Origin of the sequence: Thauera sp. JM12B12, from assembly GCF_039614725.1 — a bacterium.
GTDB lineage: Bacteria > Pseudomonadota > Gammaproteobacteria > Burkholderiales > Rhodocyclaceae > Thauera.
Genome location: NZ_CP154859.1, coordinates 3,922,099 through 3,936,613, shown reverse-complemented (window position 1 = coordinate 3,936,613; position 14,515 = coordinate 3,922,099). Strand labels below are relative to the sequence as shown.

Below are 14,515 nucleotides of genomic sequence, written 5' to 3'. Positions count from 1 at the left end.
AGCGCTAGAGACGGTGGCATCATCATCCATGAATGACGGTTGCCACGACGCTCGGATGGCTCCGGCTGATCAACTCAGACCCGCAAATTTGAGCAGCGACGACCGGTCGCAACACAGGGCGACCTGGTTGGCCTGGCAGCGAAGCTCGAAGTTCTCCCAACGATTGCTGCCCACTTTCTGCTTCAGGCGTGGTGAAACGAACAGGGCTTTTCGGGTCTTCCCGAAGCGTTCGGTCAAACTCGAAACCTGATTCTCCAGCTCTGCTGGAGCGTGCCCTTTTGCCAGACCTGCCTTGACTTCGATGAGCCGTGTCTGCCCCCGATTGTGGAGCACCAGATCGGCTTCGCGATGTGTTCCACTGTGGGTGGCATCCGGGCCAACCTTCAGGTTGCGCGCGATGGCGGAGGCTGGCAGGCCCGCCGCAATCAGCCAGTGGCCGCAGAGTTGCTCCAGCCAGTTGGCGTTCACCCAGGCGACGAAATCCCTCTGGCGCACACCTGGCCTGTTGCCGGGCAGCTCGAGGTGATCGTCTTTGAGACTAAGAGCGCCGTCTTGAAGCTTGCAGAATCGATCAAGCCAGCTCTTCAGTTCTGAGCGATCCAGCGTGGTCGGAAGCGGAACCTCGACACGCTCGCATCTGTAGTTGGCATAGTCGCGTCCGCTGCTCCAGACCGACTCCAGCAGGTCGAACAAGCCGGCCAAAGTCGGGTCCTTTTGCAGTTGCGCCTTCCAGATGGCCTCAGCCAGAGGAAGGCTGGCGGCGTTGTCGAAAAGCCGATTGAGGCGGACGGGTTCGATGTGATCGTTATGCAGACGCGCAACGGCTGCAGGCATCACGTCCTCGATCTTGATGAGATCGCTTCGCTCGAGGGTGAGGGTCCCGGTAGCATCGGCTTTCAGGCTCACAGCCTGCAGTTCCTGACGACCGTTGGCCTTGTAATCCAGTATCTCCCAGTCGCCGACAGATACGAGGGCGAGGATCATGGCCTTCGTGCCCCCGGTGAAGTTCAGGTAGCGGTGCTTGTCCCGCAGATCGTCCTGCAGCAGATAAGGCTTCAGCACTCGCTGAGCCCAATCCTGACACTCGATCACATCATCGCCGCCAAGTCGGAGTGAGTGAGCTTGCTGATCCGGTCTGTGGATTCGGGCGCCCGGCAAAGCTTCGCGCAGCTGATTCGCCAGACGCTTGGCCGCCTGTTTGAATCTTGCGTCATCGCTGACCACCAGCACCACGTCGGTCGGCCGGCGTGCCACACAGGCCTCGAACTCCGGCAGGTTGTATTCCGAAACGACGCAGGTATACACGACAGGATTCAGGGGCTCTGTCATGGCGGCGGGGGCTCAGTGGAAGTTGAACGGCAGACACTGCCGCAATGCGACGTGGATGTCGTCGATGCTGCAGTTCCCCGTGCTGGCTTGTGCTTCAAACGCAGTCAGCGCTTGGTGTGGTGCGTTGGGCAGGCGTTGCTGGAGATCTGCCGTCATGTTCCGGGGCAGCGTGATGCCGGTCGGAACGCCGAGTGCTTGAGCGACCACGTGAAGAACCTTGCCCATCCATTGCAGCGTGGGCCCGTTATCCTCGTTGCGGCATTGCTGGACTGCAATCGAGAACTGGCGTTTCGCCGGGGTGTGCTGTCCTGCGTCGAGAAGCAGCCAGCCGCGATAGGCGTTGATCAGCGGCCAAGGGTGGTCTTGCTCCGACTTCCACTGGGGCTGCGCGCCGAGGTAGGCATCGCGAGCCACCTTGAACGTCTCGGGGTGAGCGACCAGGGCGCGAAGCCACAGGTGATGTGCATACCGCTTTTCCTGCCCGCTTTGAGCCAGCGATCGACTGATCGCATCGGGTGCCCCCTTGTGGATTAGCTTCCTGAAGTGCTCGGTCAGGTCCTTCTCGAGCTGGTCCATGGGTTGGCCCGGATCGTCGAGGGCCGCAATGAGGCGGTAGTTACGGGTCTGAGCGATTTCCCGCTCGGCCTGATCGGAGTTGCTGAGGCGGTTGAAGGCCGCTATTGCGCGCTCGAAGTGCTGCTTCGCCGCCGAACTGTTGCCCGCGAATGCCTCGATCTGCCCCAGTGTCGAGTGCAGCTTTGCATGATTGAGCAGGCCCGGCACGGCAATTGGTTCCGCAAGCCACTGTTCGATTGTTTCCCGCATGACATCGAATTCGAAGACGTTCGAAGTCGATACGGCGATGCGCAGAATGGCCTCGCACGCTTCCGCCGGCGCTTCGTCATGCAAGGTTTTGCAAAGCTCGATGCACCGCAGGAGTCGGGCTTGATCAAGGTCGCCACGGTGATTGTCCAGCGCCAGACGGCTGGTTTCCAGCGCAAGCGCCTCCGCAGGGGGAAGTCCGCTGCCCGTTGGCGCCCATGTCTGCAGCCACGCGAGCGCTTCCCCGAGTTCGTGCAACTTGAAGGTCTTTGCCTGCATGCGCTGACGCACTTCACCGAGACATGCGTTCCAGTAATTCGTCAGGTGCTTCTGGTCGCTTCGGTGTCTGCCCAACTTGTCGAGGGCGTACTTGAGCAGTCCGCCTGGGGGTTCGGAAGCTGCCGCCGCGCACAGTTCATACCACTGTGCAGCGGGCAGCTCCCTACCTGCGTGCAGCGCAAGATAAAGGCGCTCGAGGGCCTGGTCGGCAGGGCGCAGCAAGCAACTGCCAAGCCACGCGGTCTTCTTCAGTCGGTCCCTGCTGGCCGCCGCCTGGCTGCCCCAGGTGAATGCGATCGCATCGACATAGCAGTTCTGCGGGAAATCCTTGTCCATGAAGCCGATGCTGAGGCGCAGTCCCTTGTAGCGTTCCGCAGCCAAGCGCAGGAAGTCGCTCTCGAGAATCTCGCGCAGGACGCGCAAGTCGACATCGGGAGTGTAGCCCCGGTTCTGCTCGATCAGAATCTCCACCTCTGGAGCCTTGCCCGCCTCGAGCGGCAACTGCGCAAGCACCCAGCGCACGAGTAGCGCCACGTGGCTGATCCAGCGATTGGCGAGGATGGCGGGATCCTTCACTGTAAAGCCGAATATCCCCACGCGATGCGCCAGCAGATTCTGGACGACTGCATCGACGGCTTCGACGCTCTCGTCTGCGGAGTGGCACGGACCAAGTTCGGGAAGATCGGCCCGATCGGGAATGGCCAGCGCGACCAGGCGCCCCAGCGACCAGTCACCGATGTTCAGACCGTCGGCCTGTTCATCGAAGTGGCGGCCGGTTTCGTCGATCAGTACCCGCCAGTGCGCGCTCGGTGCCAGATGGCGCAGGCTGTTGGGGTGATGCGCCCCGGCGGGGATGTGGACCTGATTGATCGTGCTGGTGTGGTTGTTCGGGTTTGCGGTAGCGTGATGCTGCCGGCGGTTGTTCCACTTGGCCCGGGTGATGCCGAGGTGTCTTAGGATTTGTCCGTCCCGACCGCCGTGCTCGGTCAGCCAGGCGTCAATCGCGTCGGTGTCGCCATTCTTGTTCAGCACGCTCGTTAGTTTGGCGGCCAGTGCGCGCGCCCGCGCGCCCCGGATGCATGCTTCGTCGAACGCTCTCAATAGTCCAGGATGTTGGCCCAGATTCTCCTCGACGGCCCGCCGCAGGTCTTGCAACATGCCCTCGTGCTCCGGGCTTGCCTCGAATGCGGAGTAGAGAAATGCGTGATGAAGAACGTCCTTGGGATCAAACATTTCGAAATCTCCGGCCAGTGGAATTCGGTCTGCAGCGCGAGGCTGTCGCAGGGGCGAATCCGATCGACGCAACCAGCGAGACGGAAAACGTCTCGTTCGAATCGCCGGCCGGCAAATGCCCTGTTCATGTGGATTCTCGCATGTGAACGAAGGCGATGGGCACATGACAAGCTTGTCGCGCCGCCCGCGCTGGGCCCACGGTGCTGGCGGGATTCCATGGGGCTTCGGTGGGGTGTTGATGTGGCTTGTCCGGGAGGAGTGTCGCGGCGTGGAGAAGAGATCGTCAACGCTTTGTTTTAAAAGTGGAAATCAGTGTTTCAGGGCGTCTCTGATAATGATGAAATCATTATTCCGCAGATCGTGCAGAATTGCGCTTGCAAGCCATTGACAGAATTGAGCTTTTTCATGCTAGAGTCGAACTGCCCCGAGCTTCAGAAGGGGATTGAGACCCGACCGTTCACGGTCAACTCAGCATCGGTACAAAGTCGAACTGCCCCGAGCTTCAGAAGGGGATTGAGACAGCGTGCCGTCCGGAGAGAGGTTGAACTTCCGGAGTCGAACTGCCCCGAGCTTCAGAAGGGGATTGAGACTCGAGCAGGATGAAGATTGCCTGCTTTTTCTCTTGTCGAACTGCCCCGAGCTTCAGAAGGGGATTGAGACTGATTCCGCACAATGTTGGTTTGGACCAGACCAGGTCGAACTGCCCCGAGCTTCAGAAGGGGATTGAGACACGCGAACGTTGCCTTGAGACCGGAGATAGCGGTCGAACTGCCCCGAGCTTCAGAAGGGGATTGAGACCCGCAGTACGGGCAGGTTGGGTTGAGATGCTCCGTCGAACTGCCCCGAGCTTCAGAAGGGGATTGAGACGTCGAAGGTCGATGGATGCATGTTTCTCCAGGGTCGAACTGCCCCGAGCTTCAGAAGGGGACTGAGACTCACCAGCGACGTTCATCACCGTTTCGGTGCAGTCGCACTGCTCCGAGCTTCAGAAGGGGCGTGAAACTTCCGGCATGCTCGGCGTGGGCTGTGCGCCGGTTTGCTTTACCCCGGGTTCTCGCGGGGGGGTTGAAACTCCTATGTGCGTTCCCCTGCTCGGGCGGTTCATTTACGACCCGAGGAGCGCAGAAGCGTAACAACCCGCCGGAATGGGTGCGGCTACTCGCAATCCGGCCCTTCATGTTCGCCTGGCAATCGGTGCGGCCTTGCTTCGACGAAGTAGGCCTCGAGGCGAGCCTTGTAGGCCTCGAGTTCGTCGGCTGAGAGCTCTCGCCCACGCGCCTCTGCAGGCAGGTCCAGCGACAGATTCAGGTAGCAAGCCTTTCGCTCGCAGACGCGGGCGACCAGGTTGACCGGCAGGATGCCGATGACCGTATCTCCCGCTGCGACGGCGTCCGGATCGAGATGATCGACCTGTCGATCGATCTCCAGGCCTTTGCGCCGGGCCCACTCGATGGCCCCGGTGTGGCGAGTGACGAACCAGGTGGTCATGTGCTTTGAAGTCCTGAGAGATTGGCTTTCGCGTTCATAAGGTTCTCCTCCTTGTGTTCGATCCGGCAGTGCTCGGCCGCCCGCTTGTCCGACGGCATCGGCGAGGTGGGCATCTGTTGCCGTTAAAGCAGTCCCGATCGCGCTGCGATCGGGACAGGGACGCGCATGATTGGGGCAGTTGTTGCGAGCGATACGTTCATGCGTTCGTGGAAGGTGAGGTCTCGAGGTGGTAGGCGCCGAGGCCCAGGGTGGCATTCTTTCCGACGTGCAGCCATTGGCCCAAGCTCAGCCAGGGCATCAGCGGCTCGAGATCGCCGGTCAGTGTCCATGTGCCCAGCACGCCGCCTAGTGTCATTTCCTGCTGCTGGCGGCAGGAGTAGCGCGACCAGTCGTGCCAGTGCAGATCATGTCGTTGATCGAGCCGGGCAGCGTGTCGCACAAGCTCGGGTGCGTTCGGGATGAAGTTGGGTCGATCGGCATGGAATTCGGCCAGCAGGGTGATGCGTCGCAGCAGGTCTGCGATGAGCTTGCGTGGGGACAACGCGTGTGGGCGCACGGGCTGGCCCTGGTGCTGAAGGCGCAGAGGCGTTTTGAAGGTCAGCTTCGCTTGCGTGATGGGCGCAGCCGACGACGATGGGGTGGCGGCAACAGTCATCAACGCCTGATGCGGTGCAATGGCCGAGTCGCCCCGCCGCCAGATACCGGACCAGTCCGGTTCGGAAAACGCACTGGCATTCTGCACTTCGATGCGCTCGATTATCCCAGACACACGGCTTGCGCCAAGTCCCTGCTCGATTGCGCGCTGCAGGGCGAAGCTGATCAGCGGGAGGTGATCGAGGGCCCGCCCGAAAAGGACGAGGTTGAAGGCGAGGGTGCCGCCCCGTTCGACTTGCGTGGTGCCGATCGGAGGTGGTTCGATCACGTAGGGGTTGGGAATGTGGCTGAAACGCTGCATGTCGTGGCGCTCGGGCGCCGGCGCCGCGAAAACGGCTGGATAGGGGCAGGTGCTGAGCAGCGGGCAGCCTTCACAGGTGGGCTGCTGTGTCATGCAGCTGATGTGACGCAGGGATGCACCGAACTGGCCTCGCAGGAGGGACCCGGCATAATTCGGCAACCTTAGGGGCTCGCGCACGCGGAAGGTGTAGCGGTAGCGAGCAAGGGGAAGCGTTTGGGCGGGCGGCATGGTCAGGCCAGCACGCGGATGAAGCGCTTGAGCGCCTCGCGCAGGGCGTCCTCGTCGTTGAGCAGCTTGGCGGTGTCGTTGTCCTGCGAGCGCTGGCCGTGGGCGAGGGCGTTGCGTAGCCACTCAAGTTTTCTGAACTGCTTGTTGTCCTGGCCCAGCGCTTTGCGGGCCTCTTCGCGCTCGTCGCGGTTTTTTGAGATCCCCTTGCGCCGGTCGATTTCGCGCGTAATGAGACCCTCGAGCAGGAAGATGGTAGTGCGCAGATAGTCGCGTCGAGCGAGGTAGGCTTCCGCGAGGGCGAGTTCGCGTTGGCCACGTTCGGGCTTGCGCACCCAAGCGACGCGGGCTTCGAGTTCGGGGCGGAAGAGGCTGCCGAGCGGGCCATGGTGAGTGGCGATGGCCTGGAGTGAGGCACTGAGCTTTTGCTTGGCGCCTTCGAGATGATTGACACGCTCCTGGAACGCTGCGGATTCGAGGATGCGCGCCAGGCCTTCGGGCATGCCGTCCTCGGCAAGCAGGCCGGAAAAGACGCTGTAGTCGCCGTCCTTGTCGTAGCTCGACAGGGCATCGACCCAGTCGAGCATTTTCAGCATGCCCTTCAGGCGCAGCACCGGCACCTCGTCGCTGGCCGCGTCCTTCATGTCGTAAGCACCGTAGTAGATGTCTTCGATGAGCACGTTGCGCACGCGTGACAGGAAGCGCGCGGCGATCAGTGCCAGCATCGGCAGGTGGCGGAAAGAGTGGGTGACGTCGATGGCGATGTGCTCGCCCTCGGTGAGGCTCGCTGCGAGCTGCCCGAGCAGCTTGGCCTGGCCGGCCTCGTCGCGGGCGTAGTCGATCAGGACACAGTCGACCGGGTGGCCCAAGCGCTCGGACAGGCGCCCCGCGTGGCCGTCGAGGAGAGCGGCATCGACCGTGTCGGACTCGACGGCCTCGATGAGCTCGAGTAGCGAATCGTCGCTCTGGCTGGCTTCGCGCTCGAAGAAGACGTCCCACATGCTGCCCGAGGTGCCGACCAAGATCAGCCGGTCGGGCTTGAGATAGTCGTTGAGCGCCAAGCCGAAAAACGGCACCTCGCGTACGAAGGCCTCGTCGAAGCGGTACTTGGCGTTGCGATAACCGTCTTTCTCGTAGCGGCCCTTGCCGAGAAAGCTGATGAGGGTGGTCATGCGCAGTTTCCGTTGAATTGCACTAGCGTCCAGCGATCCGTGAGCCAAGCACGCTGTTCCGTGCGTCGTGCTGGTATAGGATGCACATGCTTATTCGCCCCGCAGGGCGGCGATGCACAGCCTTTTGCGGGCGTCCTTCCAGTCGTCCTTGCGGTCGAGTTTTTCAATCACCTTCGGTAGCCATTCAGTGAGTGCATCGGCCAACCGGATGCGGTCGGCACCGCTCCATTGCCGGGCTTCGTCCAAGGCCTGTTTGCTCAGCTGCAGTGCTGTGGAGAACAGGCCGCCTCCAGGGTTGTACTGGTCCTTGCGGCCACTCCCTTGCTTATCTCTGCAGCGCTCGACGAACTCGGCGATGGTGCGTGCCTGGGGACTAAGAGTGGCCAACTCGGCTTCGCGTGCCTCGCGTGCCTGTTTCTCGGCCCTTTCGGCTGCTTCCTGTTTAAGCTTGCGGCTCAAGGCCTGGTCCTGACCTATTCGCCCATAGCCGACTGCGCTCTTGGCGCCGAAGCCCATCCATTCGCCGGCATGTTCGACGGCGGCAGCGAGCAGCGTGGGCCAGTCGGTGCGCATCGCGCCCGCATCGGCGGAAATCTGCGCGGGGTTGCACTGGACGTACAGCGTACATTCGCAGCCTGCGGCGACGGCGAGGAAGGGGATGGGGTTGGGTTGCTCGTTGGCGTGCGGGGTGCCGTTGCCCTGCAAATAGCCCGAGTGGTGTGGCGTCATGATTTCCACCGCGAGCAGCGGGGCCTTGTCGCTGGCGGGCCGGAAGAAGAGGTCCCAGAACATTAGGGCACCACGGGTGCGGGTGGCTTCGGTGTCACCCGATTCGGTTTCAAGACCGAACAGGATGTCGATGGCGTCCTTATTCCAGCCGGCGCTGTCGCCCCATTCGCCGCTGGCGAGTTCCTCGGCGGCACGACGGATCACGCCCTTCAGTCCGCTTCCAGCCAGATAGGGCAGGCCGTGCGGGCTGAGGAAGGCGAAGCCGTTCTCCAGCGGGTGCTCGTTGCCAAGCCCGGTGGCGAGTGGGGCGGTGAGGCGGGCGGGATGGGCGAACATCGTTACGCCGACGCTGGCCGCCAGCGTTCTCTGGCGTTCGCAGAGGGCCTTGAGTGCGGCGCGGCTTCCATCCGGAAGAACGCAGGCCCGCTGGGCCGCTTCGGTCTTCCGCTTGGAAGGGATGATCCAGTCCTCTCGGGTGAGGGGCTGTTGGGGCTCACGACCTCTGCGCCCATTCGCAGCCCATTCCGCGAGCTCAAGCCGATATTCCTCCTGTTCGCTCGACCAGAGGTCGAAATAAAGGGTAAAGCGATGGCCGGGAGGGCACGCACTGAAGTCTTGGCTCACATAGCTGGGAATGCAGGGTTTAGCCATTTTGGGTCCTCACAGCGCAGCGGCGAACTGACGGATCCAGCGCAGGATGAGCAGGGCTTCGTCGGTGGCTTGGCGGTATTGGTCGGGCGCGAAGTCCAGCATTGCCTTCATGCCAGCTTCGAAGCCCACATCGCGATCAGGACCACCACCTCTTACGCTGAGCCAGCGACGGATGTGTTCCGCGAGTGCTTGATGGTGGCGTTCGTTCTTGCTGTTAAGGAATGCCAACGTTTGCATCAGCCCATTGTTCATGATCAGAGCGGGGGCGGCTTTGGCAAGATTTCGGTACTTGTCGCCGGATACGCCGATACCGCTCTCGGCGTACTGCCAAGCGTATTGGGCGCGTTTCTGCTCCAGTGTGACCGGGGCTGATTTGGTGCTTTTGGCGGGCGTGCTCATCACGGATCTCCCTTTTCAGAGGCTGACGCCATTGATGAGACGCGCGGCGACCAACCCACGCCCGGTGGTGGCGTCGCCACCGACCTGAAGCAACTGGCCGTTAATGGCGCCGATGACCTGTGCGAGCACCGTTTGGGCGTCGAGTCCGTTGTCCTTGCCGCTGCGTTCGCGGCTGGCCATCAGGCTGCCCAGCATCAGCGTCTCGGGCGGGAGGTTCTCCGTGTAGAACAGGCCGCCGCTGTCGGCGGCTCCCGTATTGTTGTTGATCCGGACATGCGGCTCTACCACGGTGGCGTTCTTGCTGAACCAGTTGAAGTCCTCGTCGGCGAGCAGCACCAGATGGCGGGCGAACTTGTCGCGGAAATAGGCGTGGGCGTCGCCGGTGGGTAGGGCCTTGTCAGCCAGCCAGCGGGCAACTTTCTCGAGTTTCTCGGTTTGGGGCGCGTCGTTGCGATATTCGAAGGCCTCCAGATGCAATTTGTCGGTGTTCAGCAGCTCGGGATTGGCCACGCAGGTCTGGCCGGGCGCGAGTGCAGTGGGCGTTGCAGGCATGCCGGCCACGCCGAGTTGGGCGAGCAGGCGGGCCGCACGGGCCAAGGCGTGGGCGCTGGTGGCGTACACATACCCCTGTTTGACCGAACGTACCGGGAAGGCGACGAGTTGGGCATCACCCAGGCTGATGGCACCGGCGTGAAGCGTGGCCGCCCGGGATTCGGGTCCGAACAGGCGGTCGAGCAGCTTCTCGCCCTTTTCGTCCTCGGTCCAGCCGGGCAGGCTGTGGAAGCGATGGCGGATCGCGCCCTTGAGGCCGGACCCAGGGAACACCGGGTGCTCGCAGTGGCGCTCGCGGGCGATGGGGTTGTCGATGAGGCCGAAGGCCTGGCCGGAACCCATGTGAACCGGGCTGGTTGCGTACAGGAAAAGTGCGGCGTGGGCTTGGAACATGGGGGTTTTCCTCGATGCGATTCAACGGGCGACGTTGTGAAGGTGACCGGCTGCTGTATCCAGCCTTTTCATGGCTCTGTCTTCTGGGCGATGGATCCGAGTTCGTCTTTCCGCATGCGAAGTATCCTCAGTTCCAGTGTGCGAGCAGGCAGGCGTTGAACCCTTCGGCTCGGCGGGTACGGTCGTCGCAGGGCAGGCCGTCGCGCTGCAGGGCGTCGAGCGCGGACGGGTCGCCCTGGAAGTCGTCAAGCCAGTACACGCTGCCGGTAGGCGCGGCGCGCAGCGCGGGCTTGGGTTGGCGGCGGGCGACGTCCCAGCCGGAGACGGTTTCGAGCCGGGGCACGGCAGCGCACACCAGTCGCGCCGAGGCGCCATGAAAATGCCAACGACCGTCGCCCGGGTTGCCGTTCATGTCGGGCAGATGCCAGCCCTGCGGGAAGATGCCGGGGCTGGTGAGCAGCAGGCGGAAGCGCCCGACGCGTGCCAGCGCGGCGCTGTCGCACGCCGGCAGAGCGCATGCGGCCTCGCGCACGTGCGCGCCGTGACCGTCGCCACCGAAGCGCAACAGGCCGTCTTGCGGTAAGACGCCGTGCGCGCCCTGCACGCGCGTCACAAAAGCGACACCGGGTTTCAGTGCAATCGCTTCGCTGGTGTAGAGCTGCCCTTCGGCGACGGTCCCCATGCCGGCTTCGAGTGCGATGCCAAGGCGTGGGTCGAGCCGCCACAAGTCGGACGAAGCTACCCAATGGCCCTTGCGCTTTTCGAGGGCGTCGCCGCGCTGCCAGGCAAGGATGCCGGCGACGGTGAGCCACAGGCCACCCTTGGGCTTGCCAGCCTCGGGCTGGCACAGCACCGGTGTGAGCGGCAGGGGGTGGCTGCTGGCGAGTGCCGAATGCAGTTGCGTGGGCTGCAGCGTGGTGGCGCGCTCGGCCTGGTCGACGCTGAGGTCGGCGGGCAGGGGCAGCAGGGCTTCGAACGCGGGCGCGTCGGCATTGCCCGTGTTGCGGGCCAGGCCGAAGTGAGCGATGCGGAACGTGCCGGGTGCCTCGACGCTGCCAAGGCTGGTGGCAAGCGCAGGTTCGATATCGGCGCGATCAGCAGCGAATGCGGCCGGGTCGATGCGGGCGTCGGCCAGCATGCGGCTGCGAAGGGCGCCGGCGGCGACCGAGGGCCAGGGTGGCATTACGGCTTCGCCGTGGCTGCCTGCGTCGGCGAAGAGCTTATTGCCGCGCAGGACGAGCACATCCAGCGGCTCAATGAGCAGGGTGTGGGCGATCTCGTGCATGGATCAGTGCTCCAAGGCGATCAGCTTGTTCTTGTGGGCGCGGCTCTCGCGGGCGAGGAATTCGGCGACCGCCAGCACGTCGGTGACGACCTGGTCGGGCGTGATCCCTGAGTCAGTGTTAACCAGCCGTGGATGCAGGGCGAGCGTGGCAAGCTTGCCGCCATATTCGTCGGCGAGATCTTTCCGTGCGCCTTGGCGTTCCAGACGATGGGCCAAGTTGTGGGCGAGCAATGCCCTCAGTGTTGCGGTCTCCATCTGCGTGGGTAGATGTGGCATCCAGCCTTGGGTAACGAAGGCGGCCTTGCGCGAGGTGTCGTCGCCGGCGAAGAGCGCGCTAAGGCTGGCGAGTAGCTGCATCGGTGAACCGTCCAGCGTTGGCTTGTGCCCAATGGCATGTTCGTCGAGCCGCCACGGCAGGGTGAGCTCGGTGGCGCCACCACCGCGCTTCATAAGCGTGATGGCGAAGGCGTCGCGTCCGCCCTTGCTCTTGGCGCGCCTTTCGGCCTCGCGCAGGCTTCGCAGCACCGCGCCGAGCGGGGCGCTGTGATGCGCGATCACCGCGCCCGCGCTGGCAGTGGCGTGCTCGCCCATCAGCCGCAGCAGGCGGCTGCCGAGTAGGGCGTGGCCGCCACCCAGCGTGAGCCCGTCGAGGTCCAGTTGGAGCGATCCGGCCAGTGGGCCGGGTTTTTTGGGGTCGTCCTTGTCATGCAAGGACAACCCGCCGTAGGCGGCTCGCAGCAGGGTGAGGCAGGCGAGCAGGTCATCGACCGCAACCAGCGCCATCACATCGTCGCCGCCGGCATAGAGGAGCTTGCCCTTGCAGCGGTTCTCGACGATGTCCTGCGCAAGGGAGAGCGCAAAGCTGTTGAGCGCGCTGGAAATCGCCATGTGACGGCTGGGCGACACGGCACGGGCGGCGTCGAGGTATTCGGTGAGCTCCCGGCGGTTGAAGTGGGCGGCCAGATGGCTGCGGATCTGCGGGTGGAAGGTGTCGCGGGTGGGCAGGGGATAGGCCTCGCTGCCGCCGGAGATCCATGCACCCATCTTGTCGCCGTCGAGCAGGATGAGCGCGTAATAGGCTTCGGGTTTGTCTCCCAGCAGTTTGCGGACGAGATCTGCACTTGCGTTACGGGCTTCGGGGTCGTCGGGACTGTCGTTTTCCATCAGCGCTGGCAAGGCGCGGGCGAGGCGGCGTTGTTCGGCGTCGAAGAGTTTTCCGCCCATCAGTTTGCGGATCAGGCGGCGCGGCAGGGCAGCGTAGTCCAGGACGTTGTCGCGCTCGGCTTCGTCGGCCTTCACCAGCAGCTCGCGACCGGCGTTGCCGATCGGCGCTCCCTCCGCTAGCCAATGCTCGAGCGAGGTAGACACGGCCAGAGTGTGCGTGGACACCACGAAGCGGCGCACGTCTATGTCGCATGTGCCCAGTTCGTGCTCGACGAACCAGCGCGGCCACATGCGCTTAAGCATGGCGAGTGCGGAGAGGTGTTCGTCCTTGCGGCTGAGGCCGGGGCGTTTGTTGATGGCGCGGTTCCAGAGGGTGTCGGTTTTCTTGCGCTCGCCCTTTGGAATGGCGAGATGGTTGCGGTCGTGGGTGAGCCATTCGGCTTCTCCGGTGAGGTCGCAGCGATAGCCCTGATCGCCACCATTCGGGCGTTGGGGGGCGACGCGCACGCTCTTGGCGCTGGCGACGACGCGGTCGAGCAACTCGTAGAGAGCCGGGTAGAGCACGCCGGCGTTGGGGCGGTAGAAGCGCGTACCTTCGAGCTCAAGCGGCTTCTGCAGGCGCTGCCACGCGGGGCTGGCGAGGAAGCCCCCGTTGCCGAAGAAAGGTTCGCCGGCTTTGTTCAGCTCGGTGACGTCCGGTGTCTTTTCGCCTTCCCTTACCAGCGGGGCAAAGGGTACGGCTGCCCAGTGCACTTCCGGAAAGCCGCCGAGCTGGGCGGCAAGCTGGGCGTGGCAGGGCAACTCGGGCGTGTTGTCGATGTCGGCGGCGTCGAGCAGATCGGCGAGCATGCCCTGGGCGGTGTCGCGTACGAAGTCGCGCACCGCGCGGGTGATGGCTTCGGCCAGTGCCTGCGCCTGACCGGCAGGGACGATGGCGACCAGTTTGTTGGGCAACGCGGCGGCGAACAGCGGGTTGGCGTCGGTGCGATGCTCCGCCCATTCACAGTCGAGGAACCGCTTGGCGTTCACGCCCATCTCGTCGCGCAGCCAGAGGTCGACCAGCGGCACGCCGCGCAGCTGCGGGAAGATCACCGCGTCCGGGCCGAGGCGTTCGCAGATCACCTTCAGGCCCGCCCACGCGATGCGCGAGAGCAGGTGCGAGCCGGCCCACAGGTCGGAGGTGGTGCGCGCCTGGGCGATGAAGTCCTGCACCGGGCCGAAGGCCATCGACAGCAGCGCCGGGTTGGCGTCGGCATCGGCGGCAAAGGACGAGGCGAAGGCGGCGGACAGGTCGAGGTGCGTCCAGATGGTGTGGTCGGGGATGCGCGTGTCGGCGGGCAGCAGCTGCCAAAGTGCGCGCAGACCGTTGGTGTCGAGCTCTGGGCCGAAGCGCCAGAAGGCGAGCGCAGTTCGGCGGGCATCGGGCCGGCCAGTGGCATCGCGTTCGATCAGTGTCTGGAATTGATCGGTCGATAGGCTGCGTATCTGACTGGCGTCGATGCCGAGCGTCTTGAGGTCGAATTGGGTACCCGAGAGGGGGTGGATGAGCACCGGGCTTTGGTCGTAGTGCACCTGTGTCCAGGCAGCGTAGCGGCCGTCCTTTTCGCTGCGGGGAAAGTGTGGACGGTCTGCAGCGCGGGCCCAGTGGTCAGCGCGTTTCACATGCACGGCCAGCGCCTCTGGCAGACCATTGGGGAAGAGGGCTTGTTGCAGCGCGCGTACTCTACCGCCTTCCTGGCCGGCGGGGTCGCGGAGGAGTCCCAAGGCCTTCTCGGCGGGGGCTTGGGTCCAAGCCGCGAGTTTGGCTAGCCAGATGTTTTGCGTGGTGTCGGTCATGGC

General features: G+C 63.8%; 10 protein-coding genes and 1 CRISPR repeat array. All 10 genes read right to left on the bottom strand.

The genetic code is table 11. From position 1 onward, the window contains the following. Positions 1-69: 69 nt before the first annotated feature. On the bottom strand, positions 70-1,329 hold the full coding sequence (locus AAG895_RS17865) for a hypothetical protein (protein WP_345793318.1): 1,260 nt from the start codon (positions 1,327-1,329) through the stop codon (positions 70-72). A 12-nt stretch (positions 1,330-1,341) separates the two neighbouring features. Next, positions 1,342-3,663, bottom strand: a complete 2,322-nt coding sequence (locus tag AAG895_RS17860; RefSeq protein ID WP_345793317.1) for a hypothetical protein — start codon at positions 3,661-3,663, stop codon at positions 1,342-1,344. A 413-nt stretch (positions 3,664-4,076) separates the two neighbouring features. Further along, positions 4,077-4,666: direct repeats of the CRISPR family, unit length 36 nt; unit sequence GTCGAACTGCCCCGAGCTTCAGAAGGGGATTGAGAC. A 152-nt stretch (positions 4,667-4,818) separates the two neighbouring features. Continuing rightward, complete coding sequence (csx16, locus tag AAG895_RS17855; protein WP_345793316.1) at positions 4,819-5,151, bottom strand: CRISPR-associated protein Csx16; 333 nt, start codon at positions 5,149-5,151, stop codon at positions 4,819-4,821. Between the two features lie 196 nt (positions 5,152-5,347). Beyond that, complete coding sequence (cas6, locus tag AAG895_RS17850; protein WP_345793315.1) at positions 5,348-6,334, bottom strand: CRISPR system precrRNA processing endoribonuclease RAMP protein Cas6; 987 nt, start codon at positions 6,332-6,334, stop codon at positions 5,348-5,350. A 2-nt stretch (positions 6,335-6,336) separates the two neighbouring features. Next, positions 6,337-7,503 carry a TIGR02221 family CRISPR-associated protein gene (csx2, locus tag AAG895_RS17845; protein WP_345793314.1) on the bottom strand — a complete coding sequence of 389 codons (1,167 nt, stop codon included), beginning with the start codon at positions 7,501-7,503 and terminating at the stop codon, positions 6,337-6,339. A gap of 90 nt (positions 7,504-7,593) precedes the next feature. After that, complete coding sequence (cmr6, locus tag AAG895_RS17840; RefSeq protein WP_345793313.1) at positions 7,594-8,883, bottom strand: type III-B CRISPR module RAMP protein Cmr6; 1,290 nt, start codon at positions 8,881-8,883, stop codon at positions 7,594-7,596. Positions 8,884-8,892: 9 nt separating this feature from the next. Further along, entirely contained in the window at positions 8,893-9,282 is a 390-nt protein-coding gene (gene cmr5, locus AAG895_RS17835) for a type III-B CRISPR module-associated protein Cmr5 (RefSeq protein WP_345793312.1), read from the bottom strand. A 15-nt stretch (positions 9,283-9,297) separates the two neighbouring features. After that, complete coding sequence (cmr4, locus tag AAG895_RS17830) at positions 9,298-10,227, bottom strand: type III-B CRISPR module RAMP protein Cmr4 (protein WP_345793311.1); 930 nt, start codon at positions 10,225-10,227, stop codon at positions 9,298-9,300. Between the two features lie 127 nt (positions 10,228-10,354). Further along, complete coding sequence (locus AAG895_RS17825; RefSeq protein WP_345793310.1) at positions 10,355-11,512, bottom strand: type III-B CRISPR module-associated Cmr3 family protein; 1,158 nt, start codon at positions 11,510-11,512, stop codon at positions 10,355-10,357. 3 nt (positions 11,513-11,515) lie between these two features. Then, on the bottom strand, positions 11,516-14,512 hold the full coding sequence (gene cas10, locus AAG895_RS17820) for a type III-B CRISPR-associated protein Cas10/Cmr2 (protein ID WP_345793309.1): 2,997 nt from the start codon (positions 14,510-14,512) through the stop codon (positions 11,516-11,518). Positions 14,513-14,515: the final 3 nt, after the last annotated feature.

Coding starts and splice junctions, on each gene's coding strand:
- cas10 (WP_345793309.1), bottom strand. CDS start 14,512: ATGACCGACACCACGCAAAACATCTGGCTAGCCAAACTCGCGGCTTGG.
- cmr5 (WP_345793312.1), bottom strand. CDS start 9,282: ATGAGCACGCCCGCCAAAAGCACCAAATCAGCCCCGGTCACACTGGAG.
- AAG895_RS17860 (WP_345793317.1), bottom strand. CDS start 3,663: ATGTTTGATCCCAAGGACGTTCTTCATCACGCATTTCTCTACTCCGCA.
- cmr6 (WP_345793313.1), bottom strand. CDS start 8,883: ATGGCTAAACCCTGCATTCCCAGCTATGTGAGCCAAGACTTCAGTGCG.
- AAG895_RS17825 (WP_345793310.1), bottom strand. CDS start 11,512: ATGCACGAGATCGCCCACACCCTGCTCATTGAGCCGCTGGATGTGCTC.
- csx16 (WP_345793316.1), bottom strand. CDS start 5,151: ATGACCACCTGGTTCGTCACTCGCCACACCGGGGCCATCGAGTGGGCC.
- AAG895_RS17865 (WP_345793318.1), bottom strand. CDS start 1,329: ATGACAGAGCCCCTGAATCCTGTCGTGTATACCTGCGTCGTTTCGGAA.
- csx2 (WP_345793314.1), bottom strand. CDS start 7,503: ATGACCACCCTCATCAGCTTTCTCGGCAAGGGCCGCTACGAGAAAGAC.
- cas6 (WP_345793315.1), bottom strand. CDS start 6,334: ATGCCGCCCGCCCAAACGCTTCCCCTTGCTCGCTACCGCTACACCTTC.
- cmr4 (WP_345793311.1), bottom strand. CDS start 10,227: ATGTTCCAAGCCCACGCCGCACTTTTCCTGTACGCAACCAGCCCGGTT.